General features: G+C 62.8%; 15 protein-coding genes and 1 pseudogene. 7 read left to right on the top strand and 9 right to left on the bottom strand.

Features of this window, described 5'->3' with window-relative positions; translation table 11 throughout:
* The first annotated feature begins 77 nt into the window (after positions 1 to 77).
* The 4 genes from NKH36_RS10045 (at position 78) to NKH36_RS10030 (ending at position 3828) form a co-directional block, all read left to right on the top strand.
* On the top strand, positions 78 to 1058 hold the full coding sequence (locus NKH36_RS10045; RefSeq protein WP_352957727.1) for an ABC transporter substrate-binding protein: 981 nt from the start codon (positions 78 to 80) through the stop codon (positions 1056 to 1058).
* Between the two features lie 95 nt (positions 1059 to 1153).
* A complete protein-coding gene (locus NKH36_RS10040; protein ID WP_352957726.1) occupies positions 1154 to 2206 on the top strand; it encodes an ABC transporter permease subunit in 1053 nt (350 codons plus the stop codon).
* A complete protein-coding gene (locus NKH36_RS10035) occupies positions 2199 to 2954 on the top strand; it encodes an ATP-binding cassette domain-containing protein (RefSeq protein WP_352957724.1) in 756 nt (251 codons plus the stop codon). The genes NKH36_RS10040 and NKH36_RS10035 overlap by 8 nt, the downstream gene beginning before the upstream one ends.
* Before the next feature lie 628 nt (positions 2955 to 3582).
* Positions 3583 to 3828: a hypothetical protein gene (locus NKH36_RS10030; protein WP_352957723.1), complete on the top strand. Its 246-nt coding sequence runs from the start codon at positions 3583 to 3585 to the stop codon at positions 3826 to 3828.
* An 87-nt stretch (positions 3829 to 3915) separates the two neighbouring features.
* Here NKH36_RS10030 and NKH36_RS10025 read toward each other — a convergent pair.
* The 3 genes and pseudogenes from NKH36_RS10025 to NKH36_RS10015 form a co-directional block, all read right to left on the bottom strand.
* Positions 3916 to 5036: pseudogene (locus NKH36_RS10025) on the bottom strand (DmpA family aminopeptidase).
* A 91-nt stretch (positions 5037 to 5127) separates the two neighbouring features.
* Positions 5128 to 6693, bottom strand: coding sequence for an exodeoxyribonuclease VII large subunit (xseA, locus tag NKH36_RS10020; protein WP_352957721.1), 1566 nt, complete (start codon positions 6691 to 6693; stop codon positions 5128 to 5130).
* Between the two features lie 73 nt (positions 6694 to 6766).
* Positions 6767 to 7723, bottom strand: a complete 957-nt coding sequence (locus NKH36_RS10015) for a LysR substrate-binding domain-containing protein (protein WP_352957719.1) — start codon at positions 7721 to 7723, stop codon at positions 6767 to 6769.
* A gap of 175 nt (positions 7724 to 7898) precedes the next feature.
* On the opposite strand from NKH36_RS10015, the gene NKH36_RS10010 reads away from it, so the two are divergent.
* Positions 7899 to 8189 carry a DUF1127 domain-containing protein gene (locus NKH36_RS10010; RefSeq protein WP_352957717.1) on the top strand — a complete coding sequence of 97 codons (291 nt, stop codon included), beginning with the start codon at positions 7899 to 7901 and terminating at the stop codon, positions 8187 to 8189.
* 133 nt (positions 8190 to 8322) lie between these two features.
* On the opposite strand, the gene NKH36_RS10005 is transcribed toward NKH36_RS10010, so the two are convergent.
* From NKH36_RS10005 to NKH36_RS09985, 5 genes are all read right to left on the bottom strand, one after another.
* The gene (locus tag NKH36_RS10005; protein ID WP_352957715.1) at positions 8323 to 8547 is read right to left on the bottom strand and encodes a type II toxin-antitoxin system HicB family antitoxin; all 225 of its coding nucleotides are present in this window, start codon (positions 8545 to 8547) and stop codon (positions 8323 to 8325) included.
* A 262-nt stretch (positions 8548 to 8809) separates the two neighbouring features.
* Positions 8810 to 9700, bottom strand: coding sequence for a DUF937 domain-containing protein (locus tag NKH36_RS10000; protein ID WP_352957714.1), 891 nt, complete (start codon positions 9698 to 9700; stop codon positions 8810 to 8812).
* 206 nt (positions 9701 to 9906) lie between these two features.
* Positions 9907 to 11280 carry a glutamate--cysteine ligase gene (locus NKH36_RS09995; RefSeq protein ID WP_352957712.1) on the bottom strand — a complete coding sequence of 458 codons (1374 nt, stop codon included), beginning with the start codon at positions 11278 to 11280 and terminating at the stop codon, positions 9907 to 9909.
* Positions 11281 to 11382: 102 nt separating this feature from the next.
* The gene (locus NKH36_RS09990) at positions 11383 to 12117 is read right to left on the bottom strand and encodes a 16S rRNA (uracil(1498)-N(3))-methyltransferase (RefSeq protein ID WP_352957710.1); all 735 of its coding nucleotides are present in this window, start codon (positions 12115 to 12117) and stop codon (positions 11383 to 11385) included.
* Positions 12118 to 12148: 31 nt separating this feature from the next.
* A complete protein-coding gene (locus NKH36_RS09985; protein ID WP_352957708.1) occupies positions 12149 to 12811 on the bottom strand; it encodes a hypothetical protein in 663 nt (220 codons plus the stop codon).
* Between the two features lie 87 nt (positions 12812 to 12898).
* Here NKH36_RS09985 and NKH36_RS09980 point away from each other — a divergent pair, with 87 nt between their 5' ends.
* Together NKH36_RS09980 and NKH36_RS09975 are read left to right on the top strand one after the other, a co-directional pair.
* Positions 12899 to 13597 carry a type 1 glutamine amidotransferase gene (locus NKH36_RS09980; RefSeq protein WP_352957706.1) on the top strand — a complete coding sequence of 233 codons (699 nt, stop codon included), beginning with the start codon at positions 12899 to 12901 and terminating at the stop codon, positions 13595 to 13597.
* Positions 13598 to 13883: 286 nt separating this feature from the next.
* Positions 13884 to 14015, top strand: a complete 132-nt coding sequence (locus NKH36_RS09975) for a hypothetical protein (protein WP_258124092.1) — start codon at positions 13884 to 13886, stop codon at positions 14013 to 14015.
* 26 nt (positions 14016 to 14041) lie between these two features.
* Here the strand turns inward: NKH36_RS09975 and NKH36_RS09970 are convergent, their stop codons facing one another.
* Positions 14042 to 14815 carry a metallophosphoesterase gene (locus NKH36_RS09970; protein WP_352957844.1) on the bottom strand — a complete coding sequence of 258 codons (774 nt, stop codon included), beginning with the start codon at positions 14813 to 14815 and terminating at the stop codon, positions 14042 to 14044.
* Positions 14816 to 14835: the final 20 nt, after the last annotated feature.

Genomic DNA, 14835 nt, shown 5'->3' with positions numbered 1-14835 from the left:
ACATAGCCGGAACAAATTGACAGCCATTTCAATGTCGATCGCAACGGCAAATCTGCCAACATTATGAGGAGGATGTTATGAAGAAGATTGTTGCCGCCCTGGCGGCTCTCGCCATCTGCGCAACGGCGCTGGTCACGCCGGCGTTGGCGCAGGACAAGAAGTTCACCATTGCGCTCATTCCGGGTCTTACCACCGACGGCTTTTATATCACCATGCGCAAGGGAGCCCAGGCGGCAGCCGATGCCCTTGGTGTGACCCTGGTTTTCCAGGGTGCCCCGGATTTCAATCCGGTCACGCAAGTCCCCGTGCTCGATGCGGTCATCGCCAAGAAGCCGGACGCCATCCTGATCGCGCCGGCCGACAAGGTTCAATTGGTCGAGCCGCTGCGCAAGGCCAATGATGCCGGCATTCCGGTGATCACGGTCGACACTTTCATCGGCAGCGGAGTCTATCAGACCGGCGCCGGCGAGGCGGATTTCCCACTGTCCTATATTGCCTCGGACAACATTCTGGGCGGCGAGATCGCCGCGCGAGCATTGGCCAAGGCCATAGGCGACAAGGGCAAGGTTTACGTTTCGAACGTCAAGCCTGGCATTTCGACCACCGACCAGCGTGAAGAGGGCTTCAAGAAGGAGATGGCAGCCAACCATCCCGGCATCACCGTTCTCGAAACCCAGTTCAACGACAACGACGCCAACAAGGCCGCCTCGCAGCTGCAGGCTGTGTTCGCGCGCAATCCCGATCTCGTTGGCGTGTTCGGCGCAAACCTTTTCTCCGCGCTTGGCGCGGCGAATGGCGTCCAGCAGGCTGGGCAGACCGGCACCGTCAAGGTCGTGGCGTTCGACGCGCCGACCAGCATTGTCGACAACATCAACACTGGCCTTGTCGACGTAGCGATTGCCCAGCATCCCGCGGAAATCGGCTATTTCGGTGTCATGTCGGCCTATGCCCATCTGACCGGCCAGTCGATCCCGGTTGCGATCGGCACCGGCTTTACGATCATGGACAAGTCCAACATCGCCGACCCCAACATCTCGAAGTACCTCTATTCCGAATAAGTCCAGGCAGTCTCCTTCCGGCCTGCCGGAAGGAGACTGCGCCGGGTCCCTTTGACCCTGTTTGACGGAGGCCGCGCGGCGGATCGGAACCATTCATGACCTCAACATCACCAATCGAAACGCATGTCGCTCCTCAGGCGGATCACGGTGACCCGGCCAGGAGCTGGCTCGCACGCATCGCAGAAGGACGCGCCTGGCTGTTCCTCGCGGGCCTGATCATCTGTTTCGAGGTCTGGTCGAGGCTCTCCTTCGGCGCGACCTTCGTGCTCAACCCGTTCAACGTGCAGTCCATTGCGATATTTGCCGTGGCGCCGTTGCTGCTGGCGACCGGGCAGACTTTCGTCATCATTTCGGGAGGCATCGACCTCTCGCTGGGCTTCATCATGGGGCTCGCGGCTGTCGTGGCGGCACACGCCACGAATATGGCGGGAGCCGCAATCCCACTGCCACTGGCCATGCTGGCGGGTATTTTAGCCGCCGTGATTGTCGCAGGGGTGCCTGGCGTCATCAACGGCTTGCTGATCTCGCGCCTGAGAGTTCCGCCTTTTATCGGCACGCTTGGCATGTTCGGCGTTGCGCGTGGCGTTGCTTTCCTGCTGGCCGGCGGCACGACGGTGCCGGTCCAGAATTCCTGGTTCGCGCTGCTCGGCAACGGCAGGCTCTACGGTGTGCCTTATCTCGTCATCATCGCCGCCGTTTTCGTCGTCGTGATGCACTACATCTTGAGCCAGACCCGATTCGGTCAGCACAACTACGCTATCGGCGCCAATGTGCAGGCGGCGCGTCGCGCCGGCATCGACATCAAAGGCCATATCCTGCGCCTCTACGTGCTTTCGGCGATGTGCGCGGGCCTCGGTGGCGCGCTCTATGCAGCGCGCTTCACCGCGGGCGCCGCCCAGGCCGGCGAACCCTTGCTGCTCGACAGCGTCGCAGCCGTGGTGATCGGCGGCGCCAGCCTGTTCGGTGGCTCCGGCACCATCTTCGGGACGGTCGCCGGCGCCTTAGTGATCGCGGTCATTCAATACGGGCTGGTTTTCGTCAATGTCGAGCCGTTCTGGCAGTTCATCGCCGTCGGCCTCGTCATCATTATCTCCGTCCTTATCGACCAGGCGCAGCGCCGGTTCAGTGGAGCTCGCCAGGATGAATAGTTCCGAACAAACCACCCCCCTTCTCGAAGTCCGACACCTTTCCAAGCATTTCGGTGCGGTGCAGGCGCTGAATGATTTCTCCATGGCCGTGCGGCCGGGCGAAGTGGTGGCCCTGGCGGGCGACAACGGCGCCGGCAAGACGACGCTGATCAAGGCAATATCGGGCGTCTTTCAGCCGACCGGCGGTGAAATTCACCTGAGAGGGCAGCCGGTGACGTTCGCGACGCCGCAGGAGGCGCGCGAAAAAGGCATCGAGACCATTTACCAGGATCTCGCCCTCGCCGACAATTTGTCCATCGGCGCCAATATCTTCCTCGGCCGTGAACCCATGCGCAAGGCCTTCGGCTTTTTGCCGGTGCTCGATCGCAAGGCCATGGCCGTCGCCGCCAAGCAGACCATGGGACGGCTAGACTTCCATGTCAGCCGGCTCGACGCCCCGGTCAGCAATTTCTCCGGCGGTCAACGGCAGGCTGTCGCAATCGGCCGGGCCGTCTATTGGGACGCGCAGATCCTGATCATGGACGAACCGACCGCGGCCCTCGGCGTACCGGAGCAGCGCAAGGTCATTTCGCTCATCCACCAACTCAAGGCACAAGGGCGGGGCGTGATCTTCATCTCGCACAATCTGCAGGATATTTTCGCCGTTTCCGACCGCATCGTCGTGCTGCGCCGAGGCATTCAGGCCGGCGAGCGCAAGATCTCAGAGACCAACCATGACGAAGTCGTCAAGCTCATGGTTGGCGGATAGGCCGAGCTTTTCGATTATTGAAACAACGCACTTGCCGAGGAAATCAGCCTCCCGCGTGGCGAGCCGGCAAAGTGGGCCGCCACGGCAATTCTCCGGCGAGGAGCGACCGCGACAGGATTGCTGGCACAGCTCAGCCGCTGCTCAGCACCTCAATGCGCTCGGTCGATTCCCGGCGAAGTATGCTCGCCCCGATGATGAGCGTACGCCATCCAGATACGCTCGGCGCAGCGGAAGAAGCAGGATGGCGAGCAGAGTCGACATTGCCTGACGATGTCACTATATAACGGCGGCTTGGCCGCGTGCCCCAGGGGGTGCGCCGCAAATGTGCCACGTATTATGACACCAATTGTCATACAAATTGACTGGAATACCGGAAAAAAGCAAGTAGAAACAATGGTGCGATCCGGGACATGATTCCAGCCAACGGTGCCAGTCTCCTCAAGAAAATAGAATCTCCTCAAGAATTAGAAATGCGCTCCTTGAACCTTCGATTCACGTCAGCTCTGTGGAGCTTGGGCAAGGTCGGCTTGCCGGATGACGACGACTCGGTTGGAATGGGAGCGTGCATCTTTCCGGGGATACCGGCGTTTATGATTACTAACCGGCGCAGGCGCCAGGGAACAGCAGCATGAGCGAACACGCGATCGAGTTCTTGCAGGAGTGGATCGGCGAAAAGGTCCACTGCCAGTCCCCGCTGGACAGGATCGAGGAGCAGGCCGAGACCCTCGCCAAGGAATGCGCGGCGAAGGCGGCTGAGGCCGGCATACCGCTGGAGGATATCCAGGAAGAGGTCGGCGACATTCAGGAACTTATCGCGTCGAGGCTGGAAGAGGCGGCTGAGGAAGAAACGAATTCGGGCAAGTCTGCCCAGTGATATGCCGAACCCGGCCGACGGCCGGGAGGCACCTGTTTACCAGGCATTTGCAAGACCTATGCGACGCGTGAGACGCGCCACCCAGCCTTACGTCCGCTGATTCGTACCGAATTTGCCCTGGAGCCAAGCCTTCGGCAGCGCCGGCACGAAATTGCCGTCGCGCCCGGTCATGTCGTCATTGGCGACCAGCGCATTGAGGACCGATTCCGATCACGGCGTCGAAGAACGGATCGATGTCGGTATCCGGGATAAAATCGGCGCTGGCGATGCGCCCTGGCGGCGCCAGTGCCGCCTCGCTATTGGCGATTGAAAAGGCCAGAAAAATATCGCCCGAGCTATGATAGCCGACCCCACCGGTCATGGCGACGCCGAGCGGCACCCGCCGAGCCAGCCGCTTCATCTGATGCGGCAGGAACGGCGCGTCGGTGGCGACGATCCCGATGATCGAGCCCTTTTCGGCGCGCGACGTGCTTTCGCGGATCGCCGGTTCCACGAGATCGGGCCCGGCACGCAAGCCGCGAATGGTGAAATTGCTTCGCTTGCCGAAATTCGCCTGGACGAACGCGCCGACTGTGTAGCGCCGGCCGTGCCATTCGACGATGCGCGATGCCGTGCCGGAGCCTGCCTTGAAACCGAAGGCGATCATGCCGGTGCCGCCACCGATGCTGCCTTCCTCGATCGATCCGCTGGTCGCGCCGTCGAGCGCCGCGGCGACATGCTCTGATCTGAGATGGTGGCCGTTGATGTCGTTCAGGAAGCCGTCATACGTTTCCGCCGCAACCGGCAGGCCCCAGCCGCTGTCCAGCGCGGCCGGCAGCACGCGCCGCATCCAGCGCAGCGTCCCGTCGCGTGAAACGCCGCAGGAATGCTTGTTGGTGATGGTGATCGGCAAATTGAAGGCACCGGTCTCCTGAATGATGTGCGAGCCGGTCAATTCGCCGTTGCCGTTCTGGCTGAAGATGCCGGCAAAAAATCGGCGTAGCCAGATCGGCGCGCGGTCTGGGCAGGATAGCGGTCACGCCGGTGCGTATGGGCCCTTTGCCGACCACCGGCGCACCTTCGCCCGAAATCAGCGTCGAATAACCAACCGCAACGCCAGCCACATCGGTGATGGCGTTGAACGGTCCGGGCGTGCCGTCAAAACTTATGCCGAAGGCTCTCGCGCGCGGCTTGCCGGAAGGCGTCTGGTGATGGGGATTGCCGGTCATTGCCATTCAGAAGTCGTGGGCATTCAGAAGTCATGGGCATTTAGAAGTCATGCGGGCTCAGAACTCATAGGCACTCGGAAATCATGTCTGCTCAAAACAGGGAGCCTTGATTGCCAGGCTCCTTGGCTTTGGCGGCCGATTTTGCAACTGTTTTCGGTCTTACGGGACCGCTGGTCGCAACCGCATCGGCGGTTCCGTCGGCGAACTCCAGCGAAAGTGCCATCCCCGACACCACTTCTGCCGCTTGCTTGACCACTGCGCCGTCGGCGTCTTTCACCAAGGCAAAGCCCCGCGCCAGCACCGCCTTGTGCGACAGCGTCGCCAGCAGCCGGTCGGCCTGGGTCAGTTTCCCGCGCAACCGTTCGAGCCGCACCGAAATCACCCGGTCCTGCCATCGTGACAAAGCCGCCAGGGTATCTGCCTGCGATTTCTGCCGCCTTGCGATCGGCGCGGGCGACAGCCGCGCGGCGGTGCGCGAAAACCGGGTTCGCCGCTCGCGCACGATGGCGAAGAACGCCGCTTGCGCGCGGGCGAGGTCGCGGCCGGCCAGCGTGCGGGCTTCGTTCATGCGCCGCGACAGGGTGGCCGGCGTCAGTCGCTGCGCCTGAAGCCTGGCCCGCTTGCGTTGGACGCTGACGGACAGCGCCCGGCCAAGCCGGCTCGTCGCCTCGTCGAAACGCCGGCGCGGCAGTGCCAGCAACTGGTCGGGCGAGGGCAGAGCCCGGGCGGCGGCACGGACCGCCTGGCGCTTGCGCTCGAAATTGCGCGATACTGCGGTCTTGAGCCGCGCACCAAGGCCGGCAAGCGTCACTTCGAGGTCGGCGCGCACGGGCACGGCGATTTCGGCGGCACCCGTCGGCGTCGGCGCCCGCACATCCGCCGCCAGGTCGATCAGCGTCCAGTCCGTTTCATGGCCGACAGCGGAGATCACCGGAATGCGTGAGGCGGCGACGGCGCGGGCCAGCGCCTCGTCATTGAACCCCCAAAGGTCCTCGAGGCTGCCGCCGCCGCGCGCCACGATCAACAGGTCGGGGTGCGGGATAATGCCATCCTGCGCCAGTGCGTTGAAGCCGTTGACGGCGGCGGTCACTTCCGCGCCTGCCGTCTCGCCCTGCACCCGCACCGGCCAGACAAGCACATGCAGCGGAAACCGGTCCTTGATCCGGTGGATGATGTCGCGAATGACGGAACCTGTCGGCGAGGTGACGACGCCGATGACGCGCGGCATGAACGGCAGCAGGCGCTTGCGGCCGGCATCGAACAGGCCTTCGGCCTGCAGCCGGCGCTTGCGCTCGTCCAGCAGCGCCATTAGCGCCCCGGCGCCAGCCGGCTCCAGATTGTCGATGACGATCTGGTATGTGGACTTTCCGGGATAGGTAGTGAGCCGGCCGGTGGCGATCACCTCCATTCCTTCTTCGGGGCGGAACTTCAGCCGGCTCATCGTGGTCTTCCAGACCACGGCGTCGAGCCGCGCGCGATCGTCCTTCAGGCAGAAATAGGCATGGCCGGAGGAATGCGGCCCACGATAGCCCGATATTTCGCCACGCACCCGCACATTGCCGAAGACGTCCTCGACCGTGCGCTTCAGCGCGCCGGAAATCTCGCTCACCGTGTATTCGGTGGCGTTGGTGCGTGATTCGGACACTGCGTCGCTCATTGGCCGATTGGGGGGCGGTTGTCCGTCCGCGTCAAGACGACTGTGTCCGGTGCCCGCCAATTGCGGAGGTTTTTCACCAGCCAGGCGAGATCTGGTTCGGCTTGGTCCGCTTCATCTTCGAAAAAGCGAGTGCTGCGAAGTCGAAGCTCCCCGTCTCTTCGCCGAGCGGCACGGAAATATTGTCGAGGCTTTCCGAAATGTGGCGGGCCAGCGCGTCGACTATCTCCGGCCGCGACGTCTGGCCGCGCATGATGCCGATGCGGCAATCGGGCAGGGCGCCGAACCCGTCGGCATCGCCCAGCACCCGCATGCCGGGCCGCAGCGCGCATTCCGGCAGCACCGAGATGGCCAGGCCGGAAAGCACCGCGGCGGTGATGACGGTTGCCGAGAAGCTGGTGAACAGGATGCGGTAGTCGCGGTTCTGCCGGTCGAGCACGTCGACGGCAGCCCGCCGCCAGATGCAGTTCGGCCGGCCGAAAGCCATCGGCAACGTGTCCTGCTCATGTGTCGCGTGGTTGGCCGAAGTGACCCACAGCAGCGGTTCGCGCCGCACCACTTCCGACTGGCCGTGCGCGTCATTGTGCGTCACCAGCGCCAGATCGAGATTGCCGCGCTTGATATGCTCGACCAGCCCTGGCGTCGGCTCGCAGATGACGGTCAGCTCGACACGTGGATTGGAACGGGCGAAGCGGGCCATGATCTCGGGCAGGAAGCGATCGGCATAGTCGTCCGGCGTGCCGATGCGGATCGTGCCTTCAAGCCGCCGGTCGTCGAAGGCGGCCAGCGTTTCCCGATTGAGGAACAGGAGCCGTCTTGCGTAGGAAAGCAGCCTGTCGCCCTCCTCGGTCAGCCTATTGGTGCGGCCGTCCTTTTCGAACAGCGGCTTGCCGATCCGTTCCTCCAGCCGGCGCATCTGCATGGATACCGCCGACTGGGTCCGATGCACCGCTTCCGCCGCGCGGGTGAAGCTGCCGGTGTCGACAATCGTGACGAAGGTCTGCAACTGATCGAGATCGAGTGGCGCTTTCATCGGTCCAATCCATCACTGCTGTTGATGCTAAAGATTAGAAACATTCGTTGGATTAATCAATCGAACGATGGCAAATTTACGACTGTCCACATGACGGCATGTGAATCGGGACCGGAACGGCTGCTGTTGCCAGCGCCGATGCCCGTCTTCGTCCGTTCGAATGAAGGAGACTGACATGGCTACGTTTGATTTCGCCACCGAGACTTCGCGCATCACGTCGCGTCCGGCTATTGCGACGCGCGTGGTCAACACCATCTCCAACGTCTATCGCGCCTGGAAAAACCGCCGCGCCTTCTATCGCCTTGGCGAGATGTCGGACGCCGAACTTGCCGACATCGGCTTGACGCGCGCCGATCTCCACGTCGCCATCGAGGTTCCGTTCGGCCGCGATCCAACCGAGAGGCTTCGCATCATCGCAGCCGATCGCACAGAAACGATCGAGGATGTCGCCCGCAAGGTGGCCTGATCGCGTCGGTTTGCCTGCCCTTTGGGGCACGGCGTCAAAGGACTTCGCAGGCTCCCACTCCCTGCCGGTTCCCCGCCGGCCCGCCTGCACACTGCCCGGTTCTCACAAGGACCGGGCATTTTTCTTTTTGAAATCAGGCGAAGGCCAGCTTTCGCGACGGCCGCGGTATCGATCTACCAACTTCGTGCGCGGCTTCTATCCAGGATGATATGGCGTCCTGGACGTTCGCGATGGCCTCTTCAGGAGTATCGCCATCGCTCATACAGCCGGGCAGGTCAGGTACCAGCGCCGAAAATCCGCCCCCGTCTTCTGTAGCCAGCGGTGCGATGACGACCGGATATTCAAGTTTGCCTGTCATGTCTCTTTGCCTCGTCGATGAATGCCACGAGTTTTCGAATATATACGGGTTTGATGGGGCGTTTGAAAGGCACGGTCAGAATGTCGGGCATTGCTGAATGATAGACCTTGTAATGCGAACCACCGGATCTTGGCGGCACACAATGGACGCCTGCCTCGTCACAAACTGCCTTTACATCCGATATTGACCAGTCACCGCGAGGGTTGCGGCGCATCTGCTCCAATCTTCTGCTCACAGGATCTCGACTCGGGTGCTTGCCACTCTACTGTCGATCCATGCCTCGCTTGAACTGATCGAAAATCGATTCCACGCCCTTCTGGTAATCGTCACGCTGCTGCGCGCCCGCCTCGAACATCTTGCCGAACAAATCATCGAACGGATTGCGTGGCCTGCCGCTCGGATTGGCCTGTGGCTGCGGCGCTTCGCGCTGCTGCGGCGCTTCGCGCTGCGGCTGTTGCGCGCCGCCGCCGAACATATCCTGCAGCACCTTGCCGAGCGGATTGTCGCCGTAGGGATTGGGCGCCTGCTGCGGCTGGTTTCGCGGATGCTGCGCGCCGCCGAACATGTCCTGCAGCACCTTGCCGAATGGATTGTCCTTCGGGCCGGGCTGCGGCGCCTGGCGCTGCTGTGGTGCCGGCGCCTGTGCGCCTCCACCGGCCTGCCGCATCATCTGCTCGATAATCTCGCCGAGCGGATTGCTGCCGCCGCCGAATCCGCCTGCTGCCTGCATCTGATTTGTAGTCTGCTTGAACAGGCCGCCCATCACCATCGAAGCCACGACCGGCAGCATCTGCTGCAGGACCTGCTGGCTGACGCCGCTCGCCTGCGCAGCCTGGCTGGCAACGGCGCGGGACAGGTCTTTTGAGCCGAACAGATGGTCAAGAATGCCGTTGCCTTCATCGACGCCCTGCGGCGAGAAAGCCCGGCTTGCGTCCTCGAAATATTTGGCGTGCTGGCCGCTGGCCATTGCCGTCATGAACGCGCCGAGCCCGTAAGGGTCGGACGTGCTGCGCTTCAGCCCCTGTGAAAAAGCCGGCAGCAGCGCCTCGACTGCCGATTGCGTTTGCTGCTGCGAAAGCCCGAACTGTTGGGCCAGGACCTGCATGCCGTTGCCGTTCTGAGCCTGCGTCAGAATGTCGAACAAGGAAGGCATTGGTTCTCTCCTCGGGAAAATCCTCGTAGGAGAGCCTACCGCATCGGCCCGGAAATCGGAATCGATTTTCGGAAAGCACGAAGCGGTAGGTTAAAGGGAGTTAGAGCGTCCTTTGCGCGTCCAATAGGATGCGCGGCGCTCTATTCGTTTCCATCACTGATTGAAGCGCCATTTCCGGAGCTGTCGGCCAAGCGGATAGCAAATGGTTAATACGCATACTCCATGAACACCGGCTCGATCGAGCCGCCCCAGCGCGTATGATAGGCTGAGAGCAGCTCCTCGGCGCTTGTCGTGCCGCGCGCGACGACTTCGTCCAGCGTGCTGAGGAACGACGTTTCGTCGTAGCCGTCGCGGTTCTTGCGGCCGCGGTTCTTTAGGCCCATGCGCGAGACGACGAGCACGTCGCGGGCGATCTCGCGCAGTGTCGTGTTGCGGAACGGCGCCGAAATGCCCTGTTCCGGCACGGCGTTGCGCATCGCCAGCACCTCTTCATAGCTCCAGCTCGAGGTCAGCGCCTCGGCCGCGTCGAGCGCCGTCGCGTCATAGAGAAGGCCGACCCAGAAGGCCGGCAGCGCGCAGATGCGCCGCCACGGTCCGCCATCGGCGCCGCGCATTTCAAGGAAACGCTTCAATCGCACGTCGGGGAACAGCGTCGACAGATGGTTCGCCCAATCGCCCATCGTCGGCAGCCCGTCGGGTATCTCATTGCGGGCCGCACCTGCCATGAACTGGCGGAAGGTGACGTGTGTCATGTCGTGGTATTGGCCGTCGCGGATGACGAAGTACATCGGCACGTCGAGCGCCCATTCGACATAGTCGGCGAAGCCGAAGTCGGGCGAGAAGCAGAATTCGAGCAGGCCCGAGCGCTGGTTGTCGGTGTCGCGCCAGATGTCGCCGCGCCAACTCTGAAATCCGTTGGGCCGGCCCTCGGTGAAGGGCGAGTTGGCGAACAGCGCCGTCGACAGCGGCTGCAGCTTCAGCGACACCTGCATCTTGCGGCGCATGTCGGCCTCGCTCTCAAAATCGAGATTCACCTGGATGGTGCAGGTGCGGTACATCATGTCGAGGCCCTTGGTGCCGACCTTGGGCATGTAGCGCGTCATGATCTCGTAGCGCGACTTAGGCATTTTCGGCGTCTCGGCCAATAACCATTTCGGGCTGCCGCCGAGGCCGAGGAAGCGTATGCCCATCGGCTCGGCGATCTCGCGCACCTGCGCCAGATGCGCATTGCCTTCGCGGCAGGTCTGGTGGATCGTCTCCAGCGGCGCGCCGGACAGTTCGAACTGGCCGCCGGGCTCCAGCGAAATCGCGCCCTGGCCGGTCGGCTCGACCAGGCCGATGATGCGACCGGCATCCATGATCGGATCCCAACCGAGTTTTTCCTGCATCCCTTCGAGAATGGCGCGGATGCCGTGATCACCGCCATAGGGCACCGGCGCGTTGCCGTCGACATAGAACGGGAATTTCTCGTGTTCGGTGCCGATGCGCCATTTGTCGCGCGGCTTGTTGCCTTCAGCCAGATGCTCGACAAGCTCGTCGACGCCTTCGATCGGCCGGAAATCGGTTGTGTCGCGCGCCATTACAAGTCCTCTGTAGCGGTCGGACGACCGCCGGCGCTAGATGGACGAAATGTCAGTAGGCGATCAAGCGAAAAATCCTGAGCCACAGGTCAACCGGATTGATCACCAATCCCCGATTGTCGCCTGCATCACCGCCAGTGCCGCCACCGCAGCCGTGTCGGCGCGCAGGATGCGCGGCCCGAGCGGAATGGCGGTTACGAAAGGCAGCGCCCTCAGTATCCTTCGTTCCTCGTCGGAAAATCCACCCTCGGGCCCGACCAGCAGCCCGAACTTCTTCTCCCGTACCGCTTGCAGCGCGGGCAGGGGATTGTTGGTGGAGGCATCCTCGTCGCAGAAGATCAACCGCCGCTCCTTGTCCCAGCCGGCCAGCAGGGGTTCGAATTTTTCCGCTTCGCGCAGGTCCGGCACCGCCAGGATGCCGCATTGTTCGGCGGCCTCGACGACATTGGCGCGCAGGCGTTCGATGCCGGGCTTTGCCACTTGCGTGTGCTGGGTGATGACCGGTTGCAGGATGCCGGCGCCCATCTCGACCGCCTTCTGCACCAGATAATCGAGCCGACCCTGCTTTATCGGCGCAAAGCAGTAGACGAGATCGGGCAGCGGCGGCTGCGGCCGCTGTAAGGCCAGCACCTTCAGGCGTACCGTCTTTTTGGATTTCGCGGCGATTGCCGCCGACCATTCGCCGTCGCGGCCGTTGAACAACAGGACTTCGGCCCCTTCGCCGAGCCGCAGCACATGCATCAGGTAGTGGCCCTGCTGCAGTCTCGCCTCGAACTCGGCATCCGGTCCGAGGTCGTCCGGCACGAACAGCCGCTGCATCTTGTAATTGGAGCGCATCGCCGAGGAATGGGCGAGCCGGCTCTTGGCGTCAAGCCTCGGCCGAGGGATGCCAGACCGGTTTGTAGCCTTGCCTCAGCACGGAAACAGTGGTTGCCGGCGTGAGCAGGCGGATTGGACGGTCGGCAAAACCGCCGAACCCCACCGGCTCGCCATAGCCGGCGAACGACCAGCGCAATACCTGGCCGCCGCGCATCGCATAGGCGTTGCCGCCGTCCGCCACCATGGCGCCGTCCGGCAGCCGGGCAAGATCTTCTGCGGATATGACCGGTGCCCGCCCACCCGACGCCAGCCGCTCCTTATGCAGCCGCTTGTCGACCTGCGGTGCGCGCGGCTCGGCAATGCCGAAGGCCACGCCGAAGCGCTGGACGAATTCGCTCGCCCGCTCGCGCCGGCAGAAGAAGCAAGGCCGATGCCCGGCCGAGAGCGCGGTCACTTCGTCCAGGAAAAACAATTCGGTCCAGCCAGCCTTGCCACCGAACTGGTCGTCGCTTTGCCTGTTTCGGCCCATCGGCTCGCGCCGCACGTCGCGGAATTCGCAGACGCAGATGATCCAGGCATGCAGCGCCCAACGCTTTCTCAGCAGCGTCTTCGTTTCGGGGTCATGGATGATGCCGCGATTGCCCATGAACAGGCCGCGCTCCGGCACGGCGTGGAGGACGCCGAACGGGTCGACCCGATTCTGCAGTGGCATAGGTTTCTCCTCGAATGCGCATCTTGGCTGGAATGATGATGGCATGATATCGCTCGTCACATCATTTTCGTGTCAGCAGGTTTTTCGATGCGGGTGCTGGTGGTCCAGAATTTCGACAGTGAGGGCCTTGGCCAGATCGGCGCAGCGCTGGTCGAGGCGGGCGCCGATATCGACCTGCGCCGGCCCTATTGTGGCGAGACGCTGCCGCAGGACAGCGATGCGCACGACGCCATGGTCGTGCTCGGCGGCGCCCAGAATGCGCTGGACGACGAGATTTGCCCGTATTTCCCTGAACTGCTCGACCTGACGCGCGATTTTGCGAACAAGGATCGCGCCGTGCTCGGTATCTGCCTTGGCAGCCAACTGGTCGCGCGTGCCTTCGGCGGCGAGAACCGGATTGGCGGCGCCTCCGAATTCGGCTGGCACAAGGTCTCGCTTACCCCGGCGGCGAAGGCCGATCCGGTGCTCGCCGCGCTGCCCGAAAATTTTCCCATCTTCGAATGGCACGACGACACCTTTGTCTTGCCTGAACATGCCGTGCGGCTCGCCGGCAACGAAATCGCCGAGAACCAGGCGTTTCGCATCGGCCGCGCCGTGTATGGCTTTCAGTTCCATTTCGAGGCGGACCGGCCGATGGTCCGCGACTGGAGCACATCCTTCGCATCGCTCATTGCCGAACGACACCCTGACTGGAGCGACCGGCTGGACGACGAAATGGCCGATCACGGAGCGGATGCCGATGCCGCCGGGCTGGCCATCGCCCGCGCCTGGGTGGGGACGATCTGACGGCTTGTCAGTACCCGACGTTGCATTTTTGGCACGCCGGTAAAAATCCGCTGTGGACGGCATGTTTCCTCCTTGGCTTGTGACCGCCCGCCACCCTAGAAGGCACGCGCTCTGCATCGTCCGTGCAACGCGATGAACCTTTTGTGTCACTCGCGCGACACACCGCCGATACAGAAACCGCCTAGAAGCGCGAAATCGTCGAAACCTTGAGACGCATTTTCCGTTTCAACCCATTCGTAACCCGCCTCGTGCACAGATGCAGAAAGCTCAACAAGAGATGACGTCCGTGAAAGCAGCGCTTCTGTCCTTTGTCATGTTGTCGGCCATCGTGTTGTGCGGCTTCGGCACCTACGCCGGCGACGCAGCCAACAACCACAACGCTGTCGACGGCTACGGCGTCACCGCCGCGCTTCGCTAAAACAAAGACTTGAAGCGCGACGCGCTTTAAGCCTTCTCACCTGACACGACCAGGATACGCTTGTCGGCGCCGTCGACGACGAGCGCGCTGAGATTCCCAGTCTGGTAGGCGAGCGTGTCGATATTGACGCGGTTGACCATCACCTCCGCCTCCGGCACCGGCGTGTGGCCATGCACCACGATCTTCGGATGGAGGCCGGAATGGTTGTGGAAGACATCGCGGATCCAGATCAGGTCCTGGGTGCTCTGACTTTCCAGCGCAATGCCTGGCCGGATGCCGGCATGGCAGAAGAAGAAGTCACCGAACGTCAGTGAAAACGGCAGCGACTGCAGGAAGTCGACATGGCTTTTCGGCACGGCCTCGACCAGCGCCGCATGGCCTTGCCGCAGCGCCGCCTCGGATCTGCCAAACCACGCGCCGCCGCCTTCATTGATCGCCACGCCATAGGATTGCGCGGTCTGGATACCGCCATAGCGTATGAAAAGCCCGTCCGGATCAGGGCTATCGAGAAAGTCGAGAAAGCCGATGTCGTGGTTGCCGGTGAGCATCAGGTGGCGCGGGTCGCGCTTTCGCACTTCGATCAGGAAATCGAGGACGCCCTTGGAGTCCGGGCCGCGGTCGACATAGTCGCCGAGATGGACGACGCGCCAGTCGGCCGGCCGCGCCTCGCTGATCTCGGCCGCAATCCGGCGGTACATGGCGGCGAGCAGGTCGAGCCGGCCATGCACGTCGCCGACCGCATAGATGCGCATGCCTTCCGGTCCGCGCGCGTCGAGAAAGTGGATGCCGGGGGCAGTCAATGCGTCCATCTCCGTGATCA

This window comes from Mesorhizobium sp. M1312 (assembly GCF_040318115.1).
Lineage (GTDB): Bacteria > Pseudomonadota > Alphaproteobacteria > Rhizobiales > Rhizobiaceae > Mesorhizobium.
Note: the sequence above shows the minus strand (reverse complement) of the source record. Positions and strands in the feature narration are given on the sequence as shown.